This is a genomic window from Pantoea sp. At-9b, assembly GCF_000175935.2.
In the GTDB taxonomy this organism is placed as follows: Bacteria; Pseudomonadota; Gammaproteobacteria; order Enterobacterales; family Enterobacteriaceae; genus Pantoea.
Genome location: NC_014838.1, coordinates 290,817 through 311,287 on the forward strand (window position 1 = coordinate 290,817; position 20,471 = coordinate 311,287).

At 57.5% G+C, this 20,471-nt stretch carries 17 protein-coding genes; 11 read left to right on the forward strand and 6 right to left on the reverse strand.

Translation table 11 applies throughout. From position 1 onward, the window contains the following. Positions 1 to 102 precede the first annotated feature (102 nt). On the forward strand, positions 103 to 1,017 hold the full coding sequence (locus tag PAT9B_RS21720) for a LysR family transcriptional regulator (RefSeq protein WP_013511429.1): 915 nt from the start codon (positions 103 to 105) through the stop codon (positions 1,015 to 1,017). Between the two features lie 30 nt (positions 1,018 to 1,047). On the opposite strand, the gene PAT9B_RS21725 is transcribed toward PAT9B_RS21720, so the two are convergent. The 4 genes from PAT9B_RS21725 to PAT9B_RS21740 form a co-directional block, all read right to left on the reverse strand. Beyond that, the gene (locus PAT9B_RS21725; protein ID WP_013511430.1) at positions 1,048 to 2,082 is read right to left on the reverse strand and encodes an ABC transporter ATP-binding protein; all 1,035 of its coding nucleotides are present in this window, start codon (positions 2,080 to 2,082) and stop codon (positions 1,048 to 1,050) included. A gap of 10 nt (positions 2,083 to 2,092) precedes the next feature. After that, positions 2,093 to 3,856, reverse strand: coding sequence for an ABC transporter permease subunit (locus PAT9B_RS21730; RefSeq protein WP_013511431.1), 1,764 nt, complete (start codon positions 3,854 to 3,856; stop codon positions 2,093 to 2,095). Positions 3,857 to 3,900: 44 nt separating this feature from the next. Continuing rightward, positions 3,901 to 4,986 carry an extracellular solute-binding protein gene (locus PAT9B_RS21735; protein WP_041526099.1) on the reverse strand — a complete coding sequence of 362 codons (1,086 nt, stop codon included), beginning with the start codon at positions 4,984 to 4,986 and terminating at the stop codon, positions 3,901 to 3,903. Positions 4,987 to 5,049: 63 nt separating this feature from the next. Further along, positions 5,050 to 7,419, reverse strand: a complete 2,370-nt coding sequence (locus tag PAT9B_RS21740) for a glycoside hydrolase family 3 C-terminal domain-containing protein (RefSeq protein ID WP_013511433.1) — start codon at positions 7,417 to 7,419, stop codon at positions 5,050 to 5,052. A 385-nt stretch (positions 7,420 to 7,804) separates the two neighbouring features. Here PAT9B_RS21740 and PAT9B_RS21745 point away from each other — a divergent pair, with 385 nt between their 5' ends. The 5 genes from PAT9B_RS21745 to argE all read left to right on the forward strand — a co-directional run bounded on the left by PAT9B_RS21745 (position 7,805) and on the right by argE (position 12,422). Then, positions 7,805 to 8,725, forward strand: coding sequence for a LysR family transcriptional regulator (locus tag PAT9B_RS21745; protein ID WP_041526043.1), 921 nt, complete (start codon positions 7,805 to 7,807; stop codon positions 8,723 to 8,725). A 176-nt stretch (positions 8,726 to 8,901) separates the two neighbouring features. After that, positions 8,902 to 10,170 carry an NAD(P)/FAD-dependent oxidoreductase gene (locus tag PAT9B_RS21750; RefSeq protein ID WP_013511435.1) on the forward strand — a complete coding sequence of 423 codons (1,269 nt, stop codon included), beginning with the start codon at positions 8,902 to 8,904 and terminating at the stop codon, positions 10,168 to 10,170. Between the two features lie 17 nt (positions 10,171 to 10,187). Next, positions 10,188 to 10,613, forward strand: a complete 426-nt coding sequence (locus tag PAT9B_RS21755; RefSeq protein ID WP_013511436.1) for a RidA family protein — start codon at positions 10,188 to 10,190, stop codon at positions 10,611 to 10,613. Further along, positions 10,610 to 11,284 carry a DUF1028 domain-containing protein gene (locus PAT9B_RS21760; RefSeq protein ID WP_013511437.1) on the forward strand — a complete coding sequence of 225 codons (675 nt, stop codon included), beginning with the start codon at positions 10,610 to 10,612 and terminating at the stop codon, positions 11,282 to 11,284. Before PAT9B_RS21755 ends, PAT9B_RS21760 begins: the two co-directional genes overlap by 4 nt. Then, the gene (gene argE / locus PAT9B_RS21765) at positions 11,277 to 12,422 is read left to right on the forward strand and encodes an acetylornithine deacetylase (RefSeq protein ID WP_041526044.1); all 1,146 of its coding nucleotides are present in this window, start codon (positions 11,277 to 11,279) and stop codon (positions 12,420 to 12,422) included. The genes PAT9B_RS21760 and argE overlap by 8 nt, the downstream gene beginning before the upstream one ends. Positions 12,423 to 12,441: 19 nt before the next feature. On the opposite strand, the gene PAT9B_RS21770 is transcribed toward argE, so the two are convergent. Beyond that, on the reverse strand, positions 12,442 to 13,464 hold the full coding sequence (locus PAT9B_RS21770; protein ID WP_013511439.1) for a LacI family DNA-binding transcriptional regulator: 1,023 nt from the start codon (positions 13,462 to 13,464) through the stop codon (positions 12,442 to 12,444). A gap of 219 nt (positions 13,465 to 13,683) precedes the next feature. On the opposite strand from PAT9B_RS21770, the gene PAT9B_RS21775 reads away from it, so the two are divergent. The 5 genes from PAT9B_RS21775 (at position 13,684) to PAT9B_RS21795 (ending at position 19,698) form a co-directional block, all read left to right on the forward strand. Continuing rightward, positions 13,684 to 14,712, forward strand: a complete 1,029-nt coding sequence (locus PAT9B_RS21775; protein WP_013511440.1) for an ABC transporter substrate-binding protein — start codon at positions 13,684 to 13,686, stop codon at positions 14,710 to 14,712. 70 nt (positions 14,713 to 14,782) lie between these two features. Then, positions 14,783 to 17,014, forward strand: coding sequence for an iron ABC transporter permease (locus PAT9B_RS21780; protein WP_013511441.1), 2,232 nt, complete (start codon positions 14,783 to 14,785; stop codon positions 17,012 to 17,014). Beyond that, positions 17,011 to 18,063: an ABC transporter ATP-binding protein gene (locus tag PAT9B_RS21785; protein ID WP_013511442.1), complete on the forward strand. Its 1,053-nt coding sequence runs from the start codon at positions 17,011 to 17,013 to the stop codon at positions 18,061 to 18,063. Before PAT9B_RS21780 ends, PAT9B_RS21785 begins: the two co-directional genes overlap by 4 nt. A gap of 12 nt (positions 18,064 to 18,075) precedes the next feature. Next, a complete protein-coding gene (locus PAT9B_RS21790; protein ID WP_013511443.1) occupies positions 18,076 to 18,876 on the forward strand; it encodes an inositol monophosphatase family protein in 801 nt (266 codons plus the stop codon). Positions 18,877 to 18,930: 54 nt separating this feature from the next. Further along, positions 18,931 to 19,698 carry an AraC family transcriptional regulator gene (locus PAT9B_RS21795; RefSeq protein ID WP_041526045.1) on the forward strand — a complete coding sequence of 256 codons (768 nt, stop codon included), beginning with the start codon at positions 18,931 to 18,933 and terminating at the stop codon, positions 19,696 to 19,698. Here PAT9B_RS21795 and PAT9B_RS21800 read toward each other — a convergent pair. Beyond that, positions 19,674 to 20,312, reverse strand: coding sequence for a LysE family translocator (locus PAT9B_RS21800; RefSeq protein WP_013511445.1), 639 nt, complete (start codon positions 20,310 to 20,312; stop codon positions 19,674 to 19,676). The genes PAT9B_RS21795 and PAT9B_RS21800 overlap by 25 nt on opposite strands. Between the last annotated feature and the right edge of the window lie 159 nt (positions 20,313 to 20,471).

Below are 20,471 nucleotides of genomic sequence, written 5' to 3' on the forward strand. Positions count from 1 at the left end.
CAGTGTAGCGTGGGGGCATAGCTGGCGGAACGCGCAGGATATGCATTGATTACCTGCATCAAACGCCTTGTCTGATGACCGGCAATCAGCGAGGATAAGCGGATGAATGAACCTGATTTGAATCTCCTGCTGGCCCTTAATGCGCTGCTGGCGGAAGGCAGCGTCATCGGTGCTGCTCGTCGTCTTGGCTTGAGCGAATCCGCCATGAGCCGCACTTTGGGCCGTTTACGCACCACCACCGGGGATGCGCTGCTGGTGCGTGCCGGGCGTAATATGGTGCTGACCCCTTACGCCGAAGCTATCCGGCAACGGACGCAGCAGAGCTTGCGTGAGGCGCAGTCGTTGCTGCAACCGGCGACGCTGGCGTTGGATCTCACCACCCTGGAACGTCACTTTGTGTTGCGCACCAACGAAGGGTTTGTCGAGGCTTTTGGCGGCATGCTGATCGGGGCGGTGGCGCAGCTTGCACCACGCGTCAGGCTGGATTTTGTCGCCAAACCCGAGAAAAGCGCCCGCGATCTACGCGAAGGACGTGTTGATCTCGAGATCGGCGTGCTGGGGAATATGGGGCCGGAAATTCGCATGCAGGCGCTGTTTCGGGATCGCTTTATTGGCGTGGTACGGCAGGGACATCCGTTGGTGCAGCAGGCGACATTGCACCAGTTGGCGGCCTTCGGCCATATCGTTGCTTCACGACGTGGTGAACTGGGTGGTCCGGTGCATGACGCGCTGGCAGCAGCAGGCTACACGCGCCAGATCGCCGCCGTGGTGCCCGCGTTTTCCACCGCAGTGGCTATTGCTCACGACTCCGATTTGGTGGCGCTGGTGCCGCGTTCGCTGTTTCTGCATCACCCTTTGATTAAAAACAATCCGGCGCTGGCCAGTTTTGAATTGCCGTTCAGCGCCCCCGAAATGACCGTGTCACAGTTCTGGCATCCACGGCTGGAAAACGACGCGGCGCACCGTTGGCTAAGAGGGCAGGTACACGCGCTGATCGCCGCCGCTGGCAACAAGTAGCGGCGCAATAACGTGCGCCGCTACGGCGAGTTACACGCTGAGCACCCGGCTGTTGGCTACATCCCAATTGAGCGATACCGCGTCACCAATGGCACCCGCAGACACACCGCTGCTGCGCACGATAAAGCGTGCCCCGCTTGCAAGTGTCACCACCACCCGGGTTTCCGAACCGGCATAGATACGCTCGCTGATCTTACCGTGCAGCAATGCCTGGTCGGCAGCGCACAACTGAATATGCTCCGGGCGAATCACCAGTGCCGCATTGCCGCTGGCCGCGGTCGGCAGCGCAAATGCCCCCTGAGGCGTCACCAGGCTGCCATTACGCGCTTCTCCCTGCAAAATGTTCGACAGACCAATAAACTCAGCAACAAACGTTGAGTTCGGCTGTTGATAGATCATTTCCGGTGTATCCACCTGGGCGATTTTCCCCTCATTCATCAGACAGATACGGTCCGATAACGCCAGCGCTTCCTCCTGATCATGCGTGACGAAAATGATGGTCGCGCCGGATTCACGGTGAATACGTTTGATCTCCATCTGCATGGTTTCACGCAGTTTACGGTCCAATGCGCCGAGCGGTTCATCCATCAGGATCACGCTCGGTTGATACACCAGACAACGGGCCAGCGCGACACGCTGCTGCTGCCCACCCGATAGCGCACGCGGAAAGCGCCGGGCGGCATGGCCCAGTTCGACCATCTCCAGTGCCGCTTTCACCTTGCGGGCAATCTCTGCCGCAGGCATCCGCCGCATGCGCAAGGGAAAGCCCACGTTCTCTTCCAGTGTCAGATGCGGGAACAGCGCGTAGTTCTGGAACACCACGCCAATATCGCGTTGGTGAACGGGCGTCCAGGTCTCATCACGGCCATCGATCAGCAAGCGTCCGGCGGTCGGCTCAGTCAGGCCGCTGATAATTTGCAGCAGGGTGGTTTTACCCGAGCCGGATGGCCCGAGCAGGGTCAGCAACTCCCCGCTATGCACCGCAAGATCGAGATTTTGTAACACCGTGGTTTGGCCGTAGGTTTTGCCGATCTGTTCAGCCTGTACTTTGGTGGTTGAGGACATATTTTTCTCCTTACAAGGCTTCGGCTTTACGGCGCGAGCGTTCAGCAACAATAAACAGCAGGGTGACGACGGTGAGGATCAATACCGACGCGGCGGCCAGCGTTGGCGTTACCGACAGCAATACGTCATCCCACATTTGTTTCGGCAGGGTTTGCTTCACGCCACCACCGACAAACAGCGCTACCGTCAACTCCTCGAAGGAGTTCAGGAAGCCAAAGATAAAGGCCGCCACCATGCTGCTCTTGATCAGCGGCAGGGTGATACACCAGATCACCCGCAGGCGATTGGCACCGAGGGTGCCCGCTGCCTGATCGAGTCGCCAGTCGTAGTGTTTAAAGGTGGTAAGGATGATGATAAACACCACCGGAATCGCCATGACGGTATGACCGAGGATGATACCGAGATCCGATCCCACCAGCCCCAGCGTGGCAAATAAGTAAAACAGTGCCACGGCGGTCACGATATTGGGCACGATCATCGGCAGCAGGAAGGTCATCACCACCAGGCTACCACTCTTACCTTGATGCCGGGCCAGACCAAAGGCGGCGGTGGTGGCAATCAGCACCGCCAGCACCCCGGTCACCAACGCGATGCCAAAGGAACGCGCGGTGGCACCCATCCAGATGGGAGACGCCAGATAGGTTTGCATCCAGCGCAGAGAAAAGCCCGGCGGCGGAAATTGCAGGAAGCTGGAACTGCTGAACGCCATCGGTAAAAACGACACCACTGGCAACACCAGCACGGCAATCACCAGCCCGCTGAACAGCGTTAGCAACCAGCCAAAGCGCGGTTTACCCGGAAGCCGATACAGCACCCTCGCCACACCATCAAACAACCGGGCCACCACGGCAATCAGTGCATAGCCCAATGCGCGGACGCGTGGGCTGCTGGCATGGCCTTCACCTCCGGTGATCGACGACATCCCAAACAATTTGTCGTAACAAAAACACACCACCAGCGTTACCACCAGCAGCATCATGGCGATAGCGCCCGCCAGTCGCCAGTTGAGTAACTGCTGGACCTGGGTGATTAACAGCTGTCCGATCACCGAATCCTGCGGGCTACCCAGCAGCGCCGGGGTAATAAAGAAGCCTAGTGAACCAATAAAAATCAGCAGACAGGCTGCCACTAAGCCCGGCATTGAGAGGGGAAAGAAGATGCGCCAGAATGCGTTGACGCGTGATGCGCCCAGCGTATGAGCGGCAGGCAGCAGCCGACTGTCAACGTTGGTCATGGTCGGCAGCATGGTAATGATCGCCAACGGCAGCATGCTGTGTACCATCGCGAACACCACCACGCCGCGCGTATACAACACGTTGAGCGGCTGGTCGGCACCCAGTCCCATCAGGATCTCGGACAAAATACCCCGGCGGGACAGCAGCACCATCCATGCGAAGTTTTTCAGTAGCGCGCTGGTCCAGAATGGCAGCAGAATCAGCCACATCAGACGGCGACGGGCATTTTCACTGCGTTGCGCCAGCCAGTAAGCCACCGGATAACCGATGAGCAGGCAGGTCAGGGTGGTCTGCAAGGCGATGATAAAGGTATTCAGCGTCACTTTGACGTAGATACCCGCGCCAAACATTTGGCTCCAGACATCCAGTGAGAATTGCCCCTCGCTGTTCTGGAAACTCAGCAACATCAGTTTGAGCGTTGGCCAGGCAAGAAAAATCGCCAGAAACAGCAGGCCAGGCGCGGTGAGCCACAGCGGGTGCAAGCGTGGCCGCTGGCGACGGGCTTTGTTTTTCGCGGCAGGTGTAGCAAATTCAGTCAAGAAAAATTCCTCCAGGGTAAGAGGGCGCAAGGCCCTCTACCGGATCAACTCATTACCCATTTCTCGAAGCGTTCGGTCAGTGCCACCTGGTGTTCACCCCAATAGTCCGCACCGAGCAGCGCCAGCTGCTTGATATGGTCCGGGGCGGTGGGCAGCAGAGCGGCCTTCTTCTTATCAATAAACTCATAGGCTTTGATGTTGGTCGGGCCACAGGCCAGATCGTTGGTGTAAAGCGACTGACGTTTAGCATCCATGCAGAACTGGATGAACTGGCGTGCTGCTGCCAGTTTCGGGCTGCCGTGCGGAATGGTGAAGCCGTCGATGTTGTACAAACCCTGATCCCAGGCGATAGCGGCAGGGGCACCACCGTCGATGGCGGTCTGCGCGCGCGAACTCCAGATACTCAGCATATCCAGTTCGCCGCTTTGCAACAGCTGCGTGGCCTGCGCTCCGCCGGTCCACCAGATATCAATGCTTTTGCGGATCTTATCAAGGCTACGGAAGGCGCGATCCACATCGAGCGGATAGAGTTTTTTCGGATCGACGCCATCAGCCATCAGCGCCACTTCCAGCGTACAGATGGGGCTGCGCCACAGGCCACGACGGCCTTTGAATTTTTCTGCGTTCCAGAAATCGACCCAGTTCTGCGGGCCATTATTGTTGGCGAAGGTATCGGTACGGTAGCTGAGCGCCAGCGCAAAGATACTTACGCCGCCGAATTGTTTGGTGATGGAGCCCGGTACGTAGTCCTGCGGGTTGCTCACCGTCACATTGATATCTTCGAGGTAGGGTTTGGGTTCTTTGTTCAGGCGTACCAGATGTTCCGGGTTCAGCAACGCCACGTCGAAGAGATAATTTTTGGTATCCACCATCATCTGGAACTGCGGCACCGGGTCGGGGCCAAGCACGGTATTGATGATTTTGATTCCGGTGGCTTCTTCGAACGGTTGATAAAATGCCTTGCTAAAGCCGGTGCCATACGCGCCGCCGACATCAGCGACCGTCAGGGTTTTCACCTCGGCGGCCCGCGCCGGGCGGCTAATGATCATCGGTGCCAGTGAAGCAACGGCCGCCGCTCCCAGCCCGAGTTTCAGCGCATCGCGCCGGGTGTACTGACCTTTCTCTGTCATCTTTTTCATTATTACCCTCTGCATAGCTTGTTGTTATTAGTGTGTATCCCCGGTGTTGGCATGTTATGCCTGCTCCGCCGCCAGAATGGCCTCGTTCACTTCGGCAATCAGCGCATCCATTGCCTGCGGGTCAAAACGCTGGCGGAAGCGACGGTCAAAGGTGGTAACGATACCGACGAACGAATTGGTGCAATGCTCCAGCATGCGATCCGCATCCTGTTCAGAAATATGCAGGTGTTGTTGTAGAAAACGATTGAAGTAGCCGCGTGCCAGCGGGTTTTCCAGAATGAAAATCGGCTGTGTATCACGGGCAATCAGGCGGTAGCGTGCAACCTTGTTCTGTGCGGCGACGGTGATCTGCAACGGCAGGTCGCGTGAATGCGCGCCAACGCTCAACTGCAATGCCCCTTCTTCCAAAATCCATTGCTGGCGGGCGGTGTCGTAGTAACGCAGATCATCTACCGCGACGGTGAAGCTGATGCGGCGCGATTCACCGGGTTGCAGTTCCACTTTGCTGAAGGCGCGCAACTCCTGTACCGGGCGTTTCTGACGTGATTGCAGATAGTGGCTGTAAAGCTGGCACACCTCTTTGCCGCTGCGGTCACCGGTGTTGGTTAAGGTGAAACTTACCGTGACGTTGTCACCGACTTTAATGGCGTCGCGGTCAATCGCGATATCGCTATAAGCGAACTGGGTATAGCTCAGTCCAAAGCCGAACGGGAACAACGGGGCGATGCGGCGCATGTCATACCAGCGATAGCCGACAAAAACACCTTCGCTGTACAGATGACGACCATTTTCTCCCGGATAGCTATGCCAACCGGGGATGTCTTCAATTTGCTGCGGGAAGGTCACGGTCAGTTTGCCGCTGGGATTGACCACGCCAAACAGCACATCGGCCAGCCCGCCGCCCATGGCTTGTCCAGCGTAGAAAGTTTCCACCACCGCGGCCACCTCGTTCAGCCACGGCATGACCACCGCATCCGGGTTCGCCAGGACCACGATGACCTTGTCATTGACTGCCGCCAGGGCACTGATTAAGGCATCCTGTCCGGCCTGGAGGTTAAGGGTGCGACGGTCAGAGCCTTCACCGTCATAGCCGTCTTCACTGTTAGCAAACACGATGACGCGGTCGGCTTCACGTGCTGCGGCACAGGCGGCATCGCGCAATGCCACGGTCTGCTGTTGATCCAGCGAATCACCCTGACACCAGCTCAACGTTACGCCACCGGCGGCGAGTTTTTCCATCTCATCCCACGGAATATCGACCTGGGTTGGTAGCGTGGTGGCGCAGCCGGAACCCTGAATGACCGGGGTTTTAGCCCCGCTGCCGACCACCAGCAGATGTTCACCGCTGTGGTTATCCAGCGGCAATGCATGATTGTCGTTCTTCAGCAGTACGATGGATTCGGCCACCATGCGGCGCGCCAGCGCATGATGCTCAGCGTGATCTACGTCGGTGGCGCGCTGTTCGCTGTGCAGCGCGCGATGTACCATTTCCAGCACGCGCACGGCAGAGGTTTCCGCCTCGGCACGCGGCACGCGTTGATCTGCAATGGCGGCGACCAGCGCGGCTTTGCGCGTTTCACTTTCTGGCATGTCCAGATCGTTACCTGCCAGCAGAGATTGCGGACGATCTTTCACCCCGTGCCAGTCAGCCACCACCACGCCGGCAAAACCCCATTCATGACGTAGCACATCGGTCAGCAGCCAGCTGTGCTCGGCGGTTTGCGTGCCATTCAGGCGGTTATACGAACTCATCACCGTCCAGGGGCGCGCTTGTTTAATCGCCCGTTCAAAACCACGCAGATAGATTTCGCGCAGCGCCCGTTCATCAACAATCGAATCCATGCTGGTGCGTTCAATTTCGGAGTTGTTACAGGCGAAGTGTTTCAGCGAAGCACCGACACCGCGTTGTTGCAGGCCATTAATCACGCCGGTAGCGATTTCACCGGAAATCAGCGGGTCTTCGGAATAGTATTCATAGCTACGGCCTCCCAGTGGAGTCCGACGGATGTTAATGCCCGGGCCAAGTAGCAAATGGACGCCCATCTGTTGGCACTCTTTACCCAGCGCATCACCCAGCGTCTGCGCCAGGGCGCTATCCCAGCTACAGGCAAAACTGGAGCCATTGGGGAAACAGGTGGCGGGTTTCATCGTGCCCCAGGCCACTTCAACATCTTTGGCGCGTTGGTTGACGACGTTAAGAAAACCGGCGAAATCCTGGCCGCCTTTCTCGTCCTGATCAATCTGCTGGATCGAATAACGCACGCCATAGGTACCATCTGTCATCACCATGCGTGGAATACCCAACCGTTCATTGGCTTCTGTTTTCCACATCCCGTGTCCACTGAGAATATCGCCCAGCTCTGCCGGGGTCATGGCCTGGACCAGAGAGACAAATTCTCGATTTTCGAACCGTTCTGAACGCATCGTGTTATTCCAAAGTTAGAGGAGGGTGACTGCCTGTTATCAAATTGTCAGACACTATGGCGGCAGGCTACGGCACGAGGCAATTATTAAATTTGTGGCCTTTAAATTGAAAAAAACTATTCAGGTGAGTGATGAGTTTTAGAATCTGGCGCACAGACATTAAATATTTCCCCTCGCCCCTCAAAGGTGCAGGCTATGCTTCAGGATCGCGCAGGGAGAGCGTGGATGGTGCAAAGTGGGGGCCATTGCGGCCAGAATTTAAGAAAATCATTTCAGAATGTTGTGCAGTTCAATAATAAATGGCATGCCGCTTGCTTTATTGATTCTGAATAGCTTAAAGCTATTTAATTCTTTCACCTGGCAATATTCTCTAAATGGTTTCCTCATGACACATTTCACACTCAAGCAACTCAAATACTTTGTCACCGTAGTTGAAACCGAAAGCATCGCCGAAGCGTCTCGTCAGTTACATATCGCTCAGCCTTCCATTTCGGTCGCCATCAAAAACCTCGAAGACGCCTTCGAACAACAGCTGTTTATCCGCCATCATGCACAGGGCGTTTCCCTGACCTCCAGCGGGCGGCGTTTCTACGAAAAGGCCAGGGAGTTGCTGCGCTTATCCTACGAGTTTGAGCAAAGTTCACGCGCGGAGAACGAACTGGTTTGCGGCACTGTCGCGGTGGGTTGCTTTGAGTCTGCGGCTCCGCTCTACATGCCGAAACTGATTGCGGGCTTCAAAAAGCTCTACCCGGAAATCAACATTCAACTGTATGACGGTGAACAGCATGAGTTGATGCATGGTTTACATCGGGGACGTTTCGATATGGCGTTTCTCTACGACCTCGATCTGGATAATGCCATTCAGAAAGAGCCACTGAATGCCCCGCATAAACCCTATGCGCTGCTTCCTGCGGCCCACCCGCTGGCGCAGAAAAAGGCGGTGACGTTGCAGGAACTTGCGCGTGAACCGATGATTTTGCTGGATGTGGTGCCGAGCAAAAACTATTTCATCAATATCTTCAAAGAGAATGGTTATTACCCGGAGGTGGCTTACAGTTCACCGTCGATTGAAATGGTGCGTTGTATGGTGGGCCAGGGCTTAGGTTTTTCCGTGTTAGTCACCCGACCTTGTTCCGATATTACCTATGATGGCGAACGGTTGGTCCAACTGGATATTCTCGATGAAATGGCTGATTCAACGTTGATTATGGCGTGGTTGCAAAATAATGAGCCGACCCGACCGACGCGTTTATTTATGGATTATTGCCGCAGCATGGAATTAACCCCGAATCCGCAGGCGCATTGAATGTCCTGATAGCATGCCGCGCAGGTTGCGGCATTGTTATGCTGTTACCGACTGGTTAAATATTTTCTATTCAGACACTCACTTTATAATATTTTACCGTCATCATTCGCTCCCCTAGTCTTGGGTCCTTCTTAAGTCGTTAATCCCCGTCACCATGCGGGACGAAGGACATCTAAATGACATCATTAAAAACTGCAACAGACACGCTGGTGATTGGTGCGGGTCAGGCCGGGGTTGCCATGAGTGAGCACCTGACGCGCCTTGATATTCCGCATCTGGTACTGGAAAAAAATCGTATTGCGGAATCCTGGCGCAGCCGTCGCTGGGATTCGCTGGTAGCCAATGGCCCGGCCTGGCATGACCGCTTTCCTGGCATGGAATTTCCCGGTTGCTCCCCGGACAGCTTTGTGGCGAAAGAACAGGTTGCTGATTATTTTGTCAGCTATGCCGCCATGAACCAGTCACCGATCCGTACCGGTGTCGAAGTGCTAAGCGTAGAACGTCATCAGGGTCAGGCTGGCTTCATCGTGACAACTTCCGAGGGCGTGATTCATGCGCAGCGTGTTGTGGCGGCCACCGGTCCGTTCCAGCGTCCGGTCATTCCGGCGATTGCGCCGCAACTCAGCCGCGTACAACAGTTACATTCAGCCGATTATAAAAACCCGCAGCAACTGCCCGCAGGCGGCGTATTGGTAATTGGTGCCGGTTCTTCGGGTGTGCAGATTGCGGATGAACTGCAACGCGCCGGTAAGCCAGTATGGTTGTCCGTGGGGCCACACGATCGCCCACCACGAGCCTATCGAGGCCGGGATTTTTGCTGGTGGCTTGGGGTGTTGGGATTGTGGGATGCCGCCGCCAGCCAGCCAGGGAAAGAGCACGTCACCATTGCCGTCAGTGGGGCGCGTGGCGGGCATACCGTTGATTTCCGTCGCCTGGCAGCACAGGGGGTTAACCTTGTCGGTCTGACCGCCAGCTTTAGCGGTGAGACGGTTCGTTTCCAAAACGATCTTGCGGTGAATATTGAACGCGGAGACGCAAACTATTTGGCGCTGCTCGATGCTGCCGATGCCTACATCGCACGCAACGGCCTCGATTTACCGCCAGAACCGCAAGCGCGTGAGTTCCTGCCGGACCCGGCCTGTGTCACCGATCCTCAGTTGTCCCTGCATTTTGCCGAGGCGGGCATCACCAGCATTATCTGGGCCACCGGTTACGTGACCGATTACAGCTGGCTGAAGGTCAATGCCTTTAATGAACAGGGTAAACCGCAGCACCATCGCGGCGTGTCCAGTGAACCGGGTGTCTACTTCCTCGGCTTACCGTGGTTGTCACGCCGTGGTTCCACCTTTATCTGGGGCGTCTGGCATGATGCCAAATTTATCGCCGACCAGATTGCCATTCAGCGCCAGTACCAGCAGTACCGCGCACCTTCAGATTCGTTTTGATAGCGACAGGAACCGTTATGCCAACTCATCAACGTATTCGTATGTTTAACACCAAAGAAACCTATCCCAACCAGACGCTGGACAACGATTTGTGCCAGGCGGTGCGTGCAGGCAACACTGTCTATGTGCGCGGCCAGGTTGGCACCGACTTTGAAGGCAACCTGGTGGGACTGGGTGATCCGCGTGCGCAAACCGAGCAGGCGATGAAAAACCTCAAGCAGTTGCTGGAAGAGGCGGGCAGTGACCTCAGCCATATCGTCAAAACCACCACCTATATTATCGACCCACGTTACCGTGAGCCGGTTTACCAGGAAGTGGGGAAATGGCTGAAAGGGGTCTTCCCGATTTCCACCGGCCTGGTGGTCTCGGCCCTGGCACAACCGCAGTGGCTGATGGAAATCGACGTGATTGCGGTGATCCCGGACGACTGGGAGGCAAAATGACGCTCTCGATTGCGGCCCGTTGTACCGAGTCTGGTCAGTTGGGGATCGCCATCAGTTCGTCCAGCATTGCCGTGGGCGCGCGCTGCCCTTGGCTGGTGGCTGGCATTGGTGCGGTGTCCAGCCAAAACATCACGCTGCCCGCGCTGGGGCAGCAGATCCTGACCCATCTGGAAACGGGCCTCGCCCCGGACCAGGCGCTGAAAAGCGCGCTGGCGGAAGATCGCTTTAGCGAATATCGCCAGGTGACGGTGATTGATGCCAGCGGCAGGATCGCCGCGTTCAGCGGCGATAAAACCTTGGGTATCTATAACGTGGTGCAGGGTGACAATTGCGTGGCAGCGGGGAATATGCTGGCGGATAAGACGGTCATTAACGCGATGGTGGCGGCATTTGCCACCGCAACTGGCGAACTCACCAGCCGCCTGATTATGGCGTTGCAGGCCGGGATCAACGCGGGTGGTGAAGCCGGGCCAGTGCACTCGGCGGCGGTGAAGGTGGTGGATGATTACACCTGGCCGCTGGTGGATCTGCGTGTTGACTGGGCGGAGGAAGACCCGCTGGCGGAACTGCATGCATTGTGGCTGGCGTATGAGCCGCAGATGCAGGCCTATGTGACACGCGCACTCGATCCACGCGATGCCCCCAGCTATGGCGTACCCGGCGATGAGTAGCGCGGTGCGCGAGATTCTGGCGGCCCTGCTGGCGTTTGATACCACCAGCCGCGAATCCAACCTGGCGCTGATTGCCTGGATTGAGGACTTCCTCGCCCGGCGCGGGATCGCCTCTCAGCGCATCATGGATGACAGCGGGCGCAAAGCCAATCTGTATGCGCGGCTGGGACCGCCCGGTGAGGGCGGGGTGATGCTCTCAGGTCATACTGATGTGGTGCCGGTGGACGGCCAACACTGGTCCGTCCCGCCCTTTGAGCTGACCGAACAGGACGGTCGCTACTATGGGCGTGGCAGCGCCGATATGAAAGGGTTTATCGCCTGCGTGCTGGCGGCGCTGGATGACTTTCTGGCGCAGCCGTTACGCATGCCGTTGCACCTCGCCTTCTCCTACGATGAAGAAGTGGGTTGCCTGGGAGTGCGCAGCATGGTGGATTACCTGCGTGCGTCACAAGATAAACCGGCGATGTGTATCATCGGTGAACCGACCAGCATGCACCCGGTATATGGGCACAAGGGCAAGATAGGGATACGTTGCCAGGTGCATGGGCACGCCTGTCACTCGGCTTATGCACCGTCGGGGGTCAATGCCATCGAGTATGCCGCCAGGTTGATTAATCGCCTTGGCGAGGCGGCGCAACAGCTCCGACAACGCCAGGATACTCGCTTTGATCCCCCGTTCAGCACCGTGCAAACCGGGGTGATTTACGGGGGCAGTGCCCTCAACATTGTGCCGCAGGATTGCCAGTTTGATTTTGAAATCCGTTATTTGCCGCAAGATGATGTGCAAGGGGTGATTGCTGAGGTTGAACAGTTTGCGCAGCAACAGTTGTTACCGCAGATGCAGGCGGTAGCAACCGAAAGCGCGATCCGTTTTCACACGATCAGCCAGTATCCGGGGTTATTGACCGATCCTCAGTCGCAATTCGCGCAGTGGCTGGCGCAGTGGAGCGGTAGCGATGCGTTCTCTACGGTGGCCTTTGGCACCGAGGGCGGGTTGTTTGATGAAGCAGGCATCGCCACACTGATCTGTGGGCCTGGCAGCATGGATCAGGGCCACAAGCCGGATGAGTTTATCGCGGTTGCGCAGCTTGAGCGTTGTATGGCGATGCTCGCCAATTTGTGCCAGTGGATGCGCTAAAGTACAGCCTGCGTGGTGGTCAGCCCCCACGCACCGACCCGCGCCATACCACATCCGCCTGATACAGGCGGGTGTCGTGCTGCTGACCTTCCAGCGCTTCCTCGCATTCCGCCTGCATCAGCCAGTCCACCGCATCACGGGCAAACTGTTCCACCGGCTGAGCAAAGGTGGTGAGGTGGTACGAAGACCAACCCGCCTGCGCAATATTATCGAAACCGATCAGACACAGATCTTCAGGAATGCGTAGGCCAAAACGATGCCGTGCCTCGTCCATAAAGCCGCAGGCGACCAGGTCGGTGACACAAAATACTGCGTCCGGGCGCTGATGGCGCGTCAGCAGGCGATGCGCCAGAATCTGACCGCTTTCATACGAGGTGGTGCCGAAGCGCTCGACCATCACCGGCAGTCCGGCAGCCTGGGCCGCCGCCAGAAAATCGCTCTCGCGCTTCATCAGGCTTGGCGTACCCGCCAGCGAGTTGGCAAACGCGAGACGGCGACACCCGGCCCGGGCGAAGGCCATCACCGCGGTGGCCGCTGCCGCCGCCGAATCCAGGTTGATGCATAACGAGCCGGGTACGTTTTCATCACGGTTAATCAAAATGATGCGTTGCCCGTGTTTGTAGCATTGCCGGGTAATCGCGCTGTCAGGCATGCCGGACAAGATGATTGACGCATCGGCACGGAAATTAATCGCCTGTTGCAGCGCGCCAGAGACGCTATTGTCGGAACGGTCAGTATTAATCAACATCGCCACTTTGCCCGCTTCCTGCAAAAACTGCGTTAACCAACGCACCAGACTGGCACGGTAAGGCGTGGCAAGTTCAGAGACGATCAGGCAGACGATACCGCTGCGGTTACGCACCAGGCCGCGTGCCAGGTGATTAACGTGATAACCCAATTCCTCCGCTGCTTTCATCACCCGGGCACGGGTGGTGGCAGAGACGCTGGCACCCGGCGTAAAAGCGCGGGACACCGCCGAGCGGGAGACCCCGGCGCGCTCTGCCACATCCTGAGCACTGACCACCGTTTTCTCGTTTTGCATCGTTAATCTCCCAGCATCAACTGACTGGAAAGCAGTCTGCCCGATTTTGCAAAGCTGTGCAAAATGATTCGCGTCGTAATTGTTTCAATTTTGTGACACAGCCTGTCAATTGCTCTGCAAGCCAATTGACAGGCTATTTTATGTTCTCTACAAATTTGCACACATGTGCAAATAACAAGGTGCCAGTGAAGCACCACCCTGCAAACCAAGGAGAACATCATGCGCTACACCCCTCTGTACGTCGCACTATCCGTCTGTTGCACTGCACTGCCGTTCACCGCCGCTGCGGCGGGTAATCTCAATATGATTTGTTCTGCGGATGTGGTGGTGTGCGAACACATGACGCGCATCTTCAGCCAATCGCACCCGGATATTCAGGTCAATATGGTGCGGCTCTCGGCGGGCGAAGCCTATGCGCGCATCCGCAGTGAAGCACGCAATCCGCGCACGGATATCTGGTGGGCCGGTACCGGCGATCCCCATATGCAGGCCGCCGATGAGGGATTGACGCAGGTCTACAAATCGCCGCTGCTGGACCAGCAACAACCGTGGGCGCAGAAACAGGCGGAGAACTCCGGTTATCGTACCGTCGGTATTTATGCGGGTGCACTCGGTTGGGGTTACAACACCAAATTGCTGGCGGATAAAAAACTGCCTGCGCCAGCCTGCTGGAAAGATTTGCTCAATCCGGCCTTCAAAGGCGAGATCCAGATCGCTAACCCCAACTCTTCCGGTACGGCTTACAACACCCTGGCGACACTGGTGCAGATCATGGGTGAGGATCAGGCGTTCGACTACCTGAAAAAGCTCAACGCCAATATCTCGCAGTACACCAAATCGGGTTCTGCCCCGGTGAAAGCCGCCGCGCGCGGCGAGACCACGGTCGGCATCGTGTTTATGCACGATGCGGTGGCGATGCAGGTGGATGGCTTCCCGATCAAAACCGTCGCCCCCTGCGAAGGTACCGGCTATGAAATCGGTTCGATGTCGATCGTCAAAGGGACGCGCAATCTGGCGAACGCCAAAGTCTGGTACGACTGGGCGTTGAGCGCCGACGCGCAATCGCATATGAAAGAAGCCAAATCCTTCCAACTGCCGTCCAATCGCAACGCGGCGATCTCCGAATATGCGCCACGTTTCGAAAACATCAAACTGATCGATTACGACTTCAAAACTTACGGCGACTCCGCCAAACGCAAAGCGTTGCTCAGCCGCTGGGACAAAGAGATTGGTGCCAGCGCGCAGTAACTCCATGCTGAGATGCGGTGGCTCCGGCCTGATGTCCGCTTCAGCCTGAATTTTCAGGTCGAGGTGATTTATGAATGCGAACAATCGTCGTTTCGTCGGCGCGTTGCTTGCCGGTGCGCTAGCCCTGACGCTGCTCCCCTGGTACAGCCTCGAAAGCGGTTTCTTTTCCGGTAGCTGGCTCCTGTCCTTGTGGAGCGATGCGGCAAATGCGCCGGCACTGTGGCAGATGGTGGCCTTTCAGCACCCGTGGCTGGGGGGCGCGGTGGCGCTTTATCTGCTGTGTGCCGCCTGTGGCTTGTTGGCCCCGGGCGGCCTGCGTAGCCGTTTGCTGCTGTTGTTCAGCGCCCTTGGCGTGCTGTTTCTGATTATGGAAGGGCATGCGATTGGCTACAGCGGCTGGAGTTGGCTGTGGCTGGAAAACCAGTTTGGTGCCTTGCAGCAGGGGCAACCGGCGATGGGAGCCGGTGCGTTGCTGATGTTGACTACCTTTCTGCTGCTGTTCTCCTTTGCACTGGCTGAGCGTGGGGTGTTGAAAGGCGATGCCTTTGTCGTTTCCGCGTTGGTGCTACTGACGGCACTGGTCAGTCTCTTTGTGCTTTATCCGGTGCTGAGCATGTTTGTGGTTTCGGTGCAGGACGTTGACGGCAGCTTTAACCCCAATGGCTTAATCAGCAATCTCCAGGACCCTTCCATCTGGAGCTTCGGTTGTCTGAGCGGCGGCAACTGCGGCACGGCATGGCGCACGTTATGGCTGGCGCTGATGACCGCCAGCGGTTCGACGCTGCTGGGACTGGCTTTTGCACTGGCCGCGACGCGCACACCGCTGCCGATGAAAAAAGCGCTGCGCATGTTAACCATCCTGCCGATTATTACGCCCCCCTTTGTGATTGGCCTGGCATTGATTCTGCTGTTTGGCCGTTCTGGCGTGGTGACTGAGCATCTGGCAGCGTTGTTTGGCATCGAACCGGGACGCTGGCTCTACGGCCTCACCGGCATCTGGATCGCTCAGGTGTTGTCGTTCACCCCCATCGCTTTTTTGGTCTTGATCGGCGTGGTGGAGGGCGTTAGCCCGTCGCTGGAGGAGGCCTCGCAGACGCTGCGCGCTGATCGCTGGCGTACCTTCACCCGCATTTCGCTCCCCTTGATGGCCCCCGGTCTGGCAAACGCCTTTTTGATCAGTTTTATCGAGAGCATGGCTGACTTCGGCAATCCGATGGTGCTGGGCGGGAGCCACGGCGTGTTGTCGACGGAGATCTTCTTCTCGGTGGTCGGGGCGCAGAACGATCCCAGCCGCGCAGCGGTGCTGGCGATGATTTTGCTGTGCTTCACGCTGGCGGCTTTTATCCTGCAACGCCTGTGGCTGGGCGGGAAAAACTTCGCTACCGTTACCGGCAAAGGCGATGGTGGCAACCACGGCCAGCTCCCGCGTGCGCTGCGCTATGGCGTTTATGGCATGGTGCTGCCGTGGGGTCTGTTTACGCTGGTGATCTACGGCATGATCCTGGTGGGTGGCTTCGTGCAGTCGTGGGGGCTGAACGATACGTTGACGCTGGAACATTACATCCGCGCGTTCCGCATTACTTTTACCGACGGCCATCTGTTGTGGAGCGGGGTGGCGTGGAACTCCTTCTGGACCACGCTGGAGATCGCGCTGATTGCCGCGCCGTTGACGGCCATCGTCGGCCTGCTTACCGCCTGGTTGATCGTGCGTCAGAAGTTTGCCGGTCGTCAGACCTTCGAATTTCTGTTGATGCTGAGTTTCGCCATTCCCGGCACGGTGATCGGTGTCAGCTACGTGATGGCTTACAACCTGCCGCCGCTGGAGATCACCGGCACCGCAATGATCCTGATTGCCTGCTTTGTGTTTCGTAATATGCCGGTGGGCGTGCGCGGCGGTATCGCGGCGATGAGCCAACTGGATAAAAGCCTCGATGAAGCCTCGCTGACGCTGGGGGCCAACAGTTTCCGCACGCTGCGCAAAGTGGTGCTGCCACTGCTGAAACCGGCGATCAGCGCGGCACTGGTGTACGCCTTTGTGCGCGCCATCACCTCCATCAGCGCGGTGATCTTCCTCGTCTCCGCCCAGTACAACATGGCGACCTCGTACATCGTCGGATTGGTCGAAAACGGTGAATACGGCGTGGCGATCGCCTATTCAACGGTGTTGATCGTGGTGATGCTGCTGATCATCGGCGTGTTTCAGTGGCTGGTGGGTGAACGTCGTCTGCGCCGGGTGGCGCGTCCGGTGGAAGCGGCCACACCGCCCGCTACTCCCTCATTAACTCAGGAAGGTGCTGTATGAACACAGGTTCCGTGGTGTTTGAACACGTCTCGAAATGCTTTGCCGGATTTACCGCGTTGCCGGATCTGTCGCTGACCGTGGAACCCGGCAGCCTGGTGACGCTGCTGGGTCCCTCCGGCTGTGGCAAAACCACCACGCTCCGCCTGCTGGCGGGGCTGGAGCATCCCACCTCCGGGCGCATTCTGATCGGCGGTAAAGATGTGACCCATCTGCCTGCCAACGAACGCGATGTGGCGATGGTCTTTCAGTCGTATGCGCTGTTTCCGCATATGAGCGCGCTCGACAACATTATGTATGGCCTGTTGTCGTCAGGCATCAGCAAGCGGGAAGCGCAGGACCGCGCGCGCAATGGGTTGAAACTGGTAGGGCTGGAAAATCAGGGGGCGCGCTTGCCGTCGGAACTGTCGGGGGGGCAGCAGCAGCGCATAGCAGTGGCGCGCGCCCTGGTGCTGGAGCCGCAGGTATTGCTGCTCGACGAACCTCTGTCAAACCTCGATGAGCGTCTGCGCCGTCGGGTGCGTACCGATATCCGCGATCTGCAACAACGACTGGGTTTTACGGCGGTGTACGTCACCCATGACCAGGAAGAGGCGCTGGCGGTCTCCGATAAAATTATTGTCATGAAAGAAGGGGATATTGCTCAGCAGGGCGCGCCGGAAAGCCTGTACCTGACACCCAACTCGGTGTTTATCGCCGACTTTATGGGGGAAGCGAATATTTTGCCGTGCGAAGTGGAACGGGTCGAAGGCAGCGAAGCACTGGTACGTCTCGGCAGCCAGCGCTTTCGCGTGCGGCATAGCGCCGCGAAAACCGGCAGCGCGCAGCTTTCTGTCCGCCCGCAATTTATCACGCTGGGCCAGCAGAACGGTGGCGCGCTGCGTGGTGAGGTGACCCACTGCACCTGGCTGGGTGATCACATTGAATATGAAGTGGCGACCGAATTAGGTTCGTTGTTTATCGTCGATGCACAGATGGAACAACAGCACCCGCTGGCGACCTCGGTTGCGATTGATTTTAAACCCCAGGGGCTTGCCCTGATTGCCGGATAACAAGGAGCAACGATGAGTAACGTGGAAAGTAACGCCTTGCTGACGCGGTTGGCGCTGGCAGAAGAGGTGGCGCGCGCAGGCGGTGCAGCCGCGCTGCACTGGTTTGAACAGCGTGACAGCCTGGTGGTGGAAACCAAGCACGATTTACAAGATGTGGTGTCGCGCGCGGACCGCGAAGTGGAACAGATGATCGGGCAGCGTATTCGCGAACACTTCCCCGATGACGGTTTTCTGGGTGAGGAGTATGGGTTACAGACGGGTAGCTCCGGCTATACCTGGGTGGTGGACCCGATTGATGGCACCAGCCCGTTCCTCAATGGTATGCCGAACTGGTGTGTCTCGGTGGCGGTGTTGCATGAGGGGCTGCCGGTGATTGGGGTGATTTTTGCCCCGACTTATCAGGAGTGCTATGTGGCGGCGCTGGGGCACGGAGCAACACTCAACGGCAAGCGTTTGCAGGTGGACCCGGCACGCACGCTCCAGAATCACGTCACCGGTTTTGGTGCCAACAGCTACGTTAGCCCGGAAAAGGTCGGCGAAATCCTTGCGGCGTTGTTGGCGGCAGGCGGTAATTTTATCCGCATCGGGTCGGGCGCGTTGATGCTGGCCTGGGTGGCGGCAGGGCGTGTAGTGGGTTACTACGAACCCTATATGCATGCCTGGGATTGCCTGGCCGGGTATTGCCTGGTGAAAGAAGCGGGAGGCTGGTATCACCCGTTCAACACCGAAGGTGAACGGTTGTTGAAAGGTGCACAGGTACTGGCGGTGGCACCCGGCGCGGAAGCGGATTTGAAACGTATTGCCGGGTTGTAATCCGGCGCTGACGATGCTGTTATAACGCACTGTCTCTGCAACCGGATGATCCTTGTGCCGCTGTCTGCCTCTGAATGGTTTGCCCGTAATGGTATTGAATGTTCGCGCGTCACCGCCAGCGACAGCGCTTTCCCACGTCATCTGCATGATGAATACGTGGTGTGTGCCAATCTGAGTGGGCGTGAGACGATCTGGCTGGATGGCAAGTCGTGTGAGGCACTGGCCGGGCAAGTGACGGTGTACAATCCGGCTTCCGTTCAGGCGTCACAGTTCAGTGTAGAACCGGTGAGTTTTATTAGCGTGCATCTGCCGCAGGCGGTGCTGGCCGGTGCGCCCGCATTGCGTGAAGGCGCATTCCATCACGCCGCGCTGTTTGCCGCCATCTGCGATTATGCGGCGGCAACGCGGCAGCCTGATGAAGGGTTACAGGAGCAGCAACTGATGTGGCTGTGTGGCGAACTCATGGATGATTCGGCCAGTCGCCAGCAGGGGGATGCCCAACTGATGGTGCAGGTCAAAGAGTATCTGCGCGCTAACCTGAGCAGCAAACCGCAACTGGCGACCCTGGCGCAGCAGGTCGGGCTGAGCAAGTACCACCTGGTGCGCCGTTTTACTCAACTGACCGGGATGCCGCCACTGCAATATCATATGCAGCTGCGGTTGCATCATGCGCGCGATTTGCTGCGGCGAGGCGTGCATGCGCAGGATGCCGCGCTGCAACTCGGCTTTTATGACCAGAGCCATTTTATTAATGCTTTCCGCAAAGTGATGGGGACCACACCCCATCACTATGCGCATCAGCTCAGAATAAATTCGCGATAGCCGGAGCCAATCACGTAAATCGCGAAGTAACAAAAGATCAGCGCAGAGGCGAGATAGGAATATTTCAGCAGGCGCTGGCCCAGCAGTTTCCCGCCCATGCTGCCCACCAGACACAACACGCAGGTCCAGAACACGCCAGCGATAAAGAAGCCGCTGAGGAACCATGACGTTGATCCGGCGCTGCCCTGGCCCATGCGTGAGATCAGTGCGCCGCCCACGCTGGCAAACCACAGAATGGCGGTGGGTGATGACATCGCCAGCATCACACCACGGCTGAATTCACGCAGCAGCGAGCGTCGTGGTTGCTGTTCTGACATGTTGATGGCGGTGACGGAACGATACGCGGCCAACAACATTTTCACCGCAAACCACATCAGTAGCGCGCCACCCCCAATCCACAGCACCCAGCGCACCGCCGTGAATTGCAGTACCACCGCCATCCCCGCCAGTGCCAGCAGGGCATAGATTAAATCGCCAATGCAGGTACCAATCCCCAGCCAGAAACCGTGAAAATAGCCGCGCTGCATCGCCAGGGTGATCATGGCGATATTCGCCAGACCGATATCGAGGCATAACGACAAACTTAGCAGAAAACCATTTGAAAACTGCAACATAGCTAAACACGCATCCCGCGTTAGTAAGAGTGGCGTTATTAAACCATGTTGCTGCGGACAGGTATTGGAAAGAATTGCGCGAGCAAGTGTCGCGCAGCGCCTTTTTTGGGACGGGTAATTCACTAACGTGGAGGCATTACTCAGCGCGGAAAAGCTAAC

Coding starts and splice junctions, on each gene's coding strand:
- PAT9B_RS21720 (WP_013511429.1), top strand. CDS start 103: ATGAATGAACCTGATTTGAATCTCCTGCTGGCCCTTAATGCGCTGCTG.
- PAT9B_RS21725 (WP_013511430.1), bottom strand. CDS start 2,082: ATGTCCTCAACCACCAAAGTACAGGCTGAACAGATCGGCAAAACCTAC.
- PAT9B_RS21735 (WP_041526099.1), bottom strand. CDS start 4,986: ATGACAGAGAAAGGTCAGTACACCCGGCGCGATGCGCTGAAACTCGGG.
- PAT9B_RS21740 (WP_013511433.1), bottom strand. CDS start 7,419: ATGCGTTCAGAACGGTTCGAAAATCGAGAATTTGTCTCTCTGGTCCAG.
- PAT9B_RS21745 (WP_041526043.1), top strand. CDS start 7,805: ATGACACATTTCACACTCAAGCAACTCAAATACTTTGTCACCGTAGTT.
- PAT9B_RS21750 (WP_013511435.1), top strand. CDS start 8,902: ATGACATCATTAAAAACTGCAACAGACACGCTGGTGATTGGTGCGGGT.
- PAT9B_RS21755 (WP_013511436.1), top strand. CDS start 10,188: ATGCCAACTCATCAACGTATTCGTATGTTTAACACCAAAGAAACCTAT.
- PAT9B_RS21760 (WP_013511437.1), top strand. CDS start 10,610: ATGACGCTCTCGATTGCGGCCCGTTGTACCGAGTCTGGTCAGTTGGGG.
- argE (WP_041526044.1), top strand. CDS start 11,277: ATGAGTAGCGCGGTGCGCGAGATTCTGGCGGCCCTGCTGGCGTTTGAT.
- PAT9B_RS21770 (WP_013511439.1), bottom strand. CDS start 13,464: ATGCAAAACGAGAAAACGGTGGTCAGTGCTCAGGATGTGGCAGAGCGC.
- PAT9B_RS21775 (WP_013511440.1), top strand. CDS start 13,684: ATGCGCTACACCCCTCTGTACGTCGCACTATCCGTCTGTTGCACTGCA.
- PAT9B_RS21780 (WP_013511441.1), top strand. CDS start 14,783: ATGAATGCGAACAATCGTCGTTTCGTCGGCGCGTTGCTTGCCGGTGCG.
- PAT9B_RS21785 (WP_013511442.1), top strand. CDS start 17,011: ATGAACACAGGTTCCGTGGTGTTTGAACACGTCTCGAAATGCTTTGCC.
- PAT9B_RS21790 (WP_013511443.1), top strand. CDS start 18,076: ATGAGTAACGTGGAAAGTAACGCCTTGCTGACGCGGTTGGCGCTGGCA.
- PAT9B_RS21800 (WP_013511445.1), bottom strand. CDS start 20,312: ATGTTGCAGTTTTCAAATGGTTTTCTGCTAAGTTTGTCGTTATGCCTC.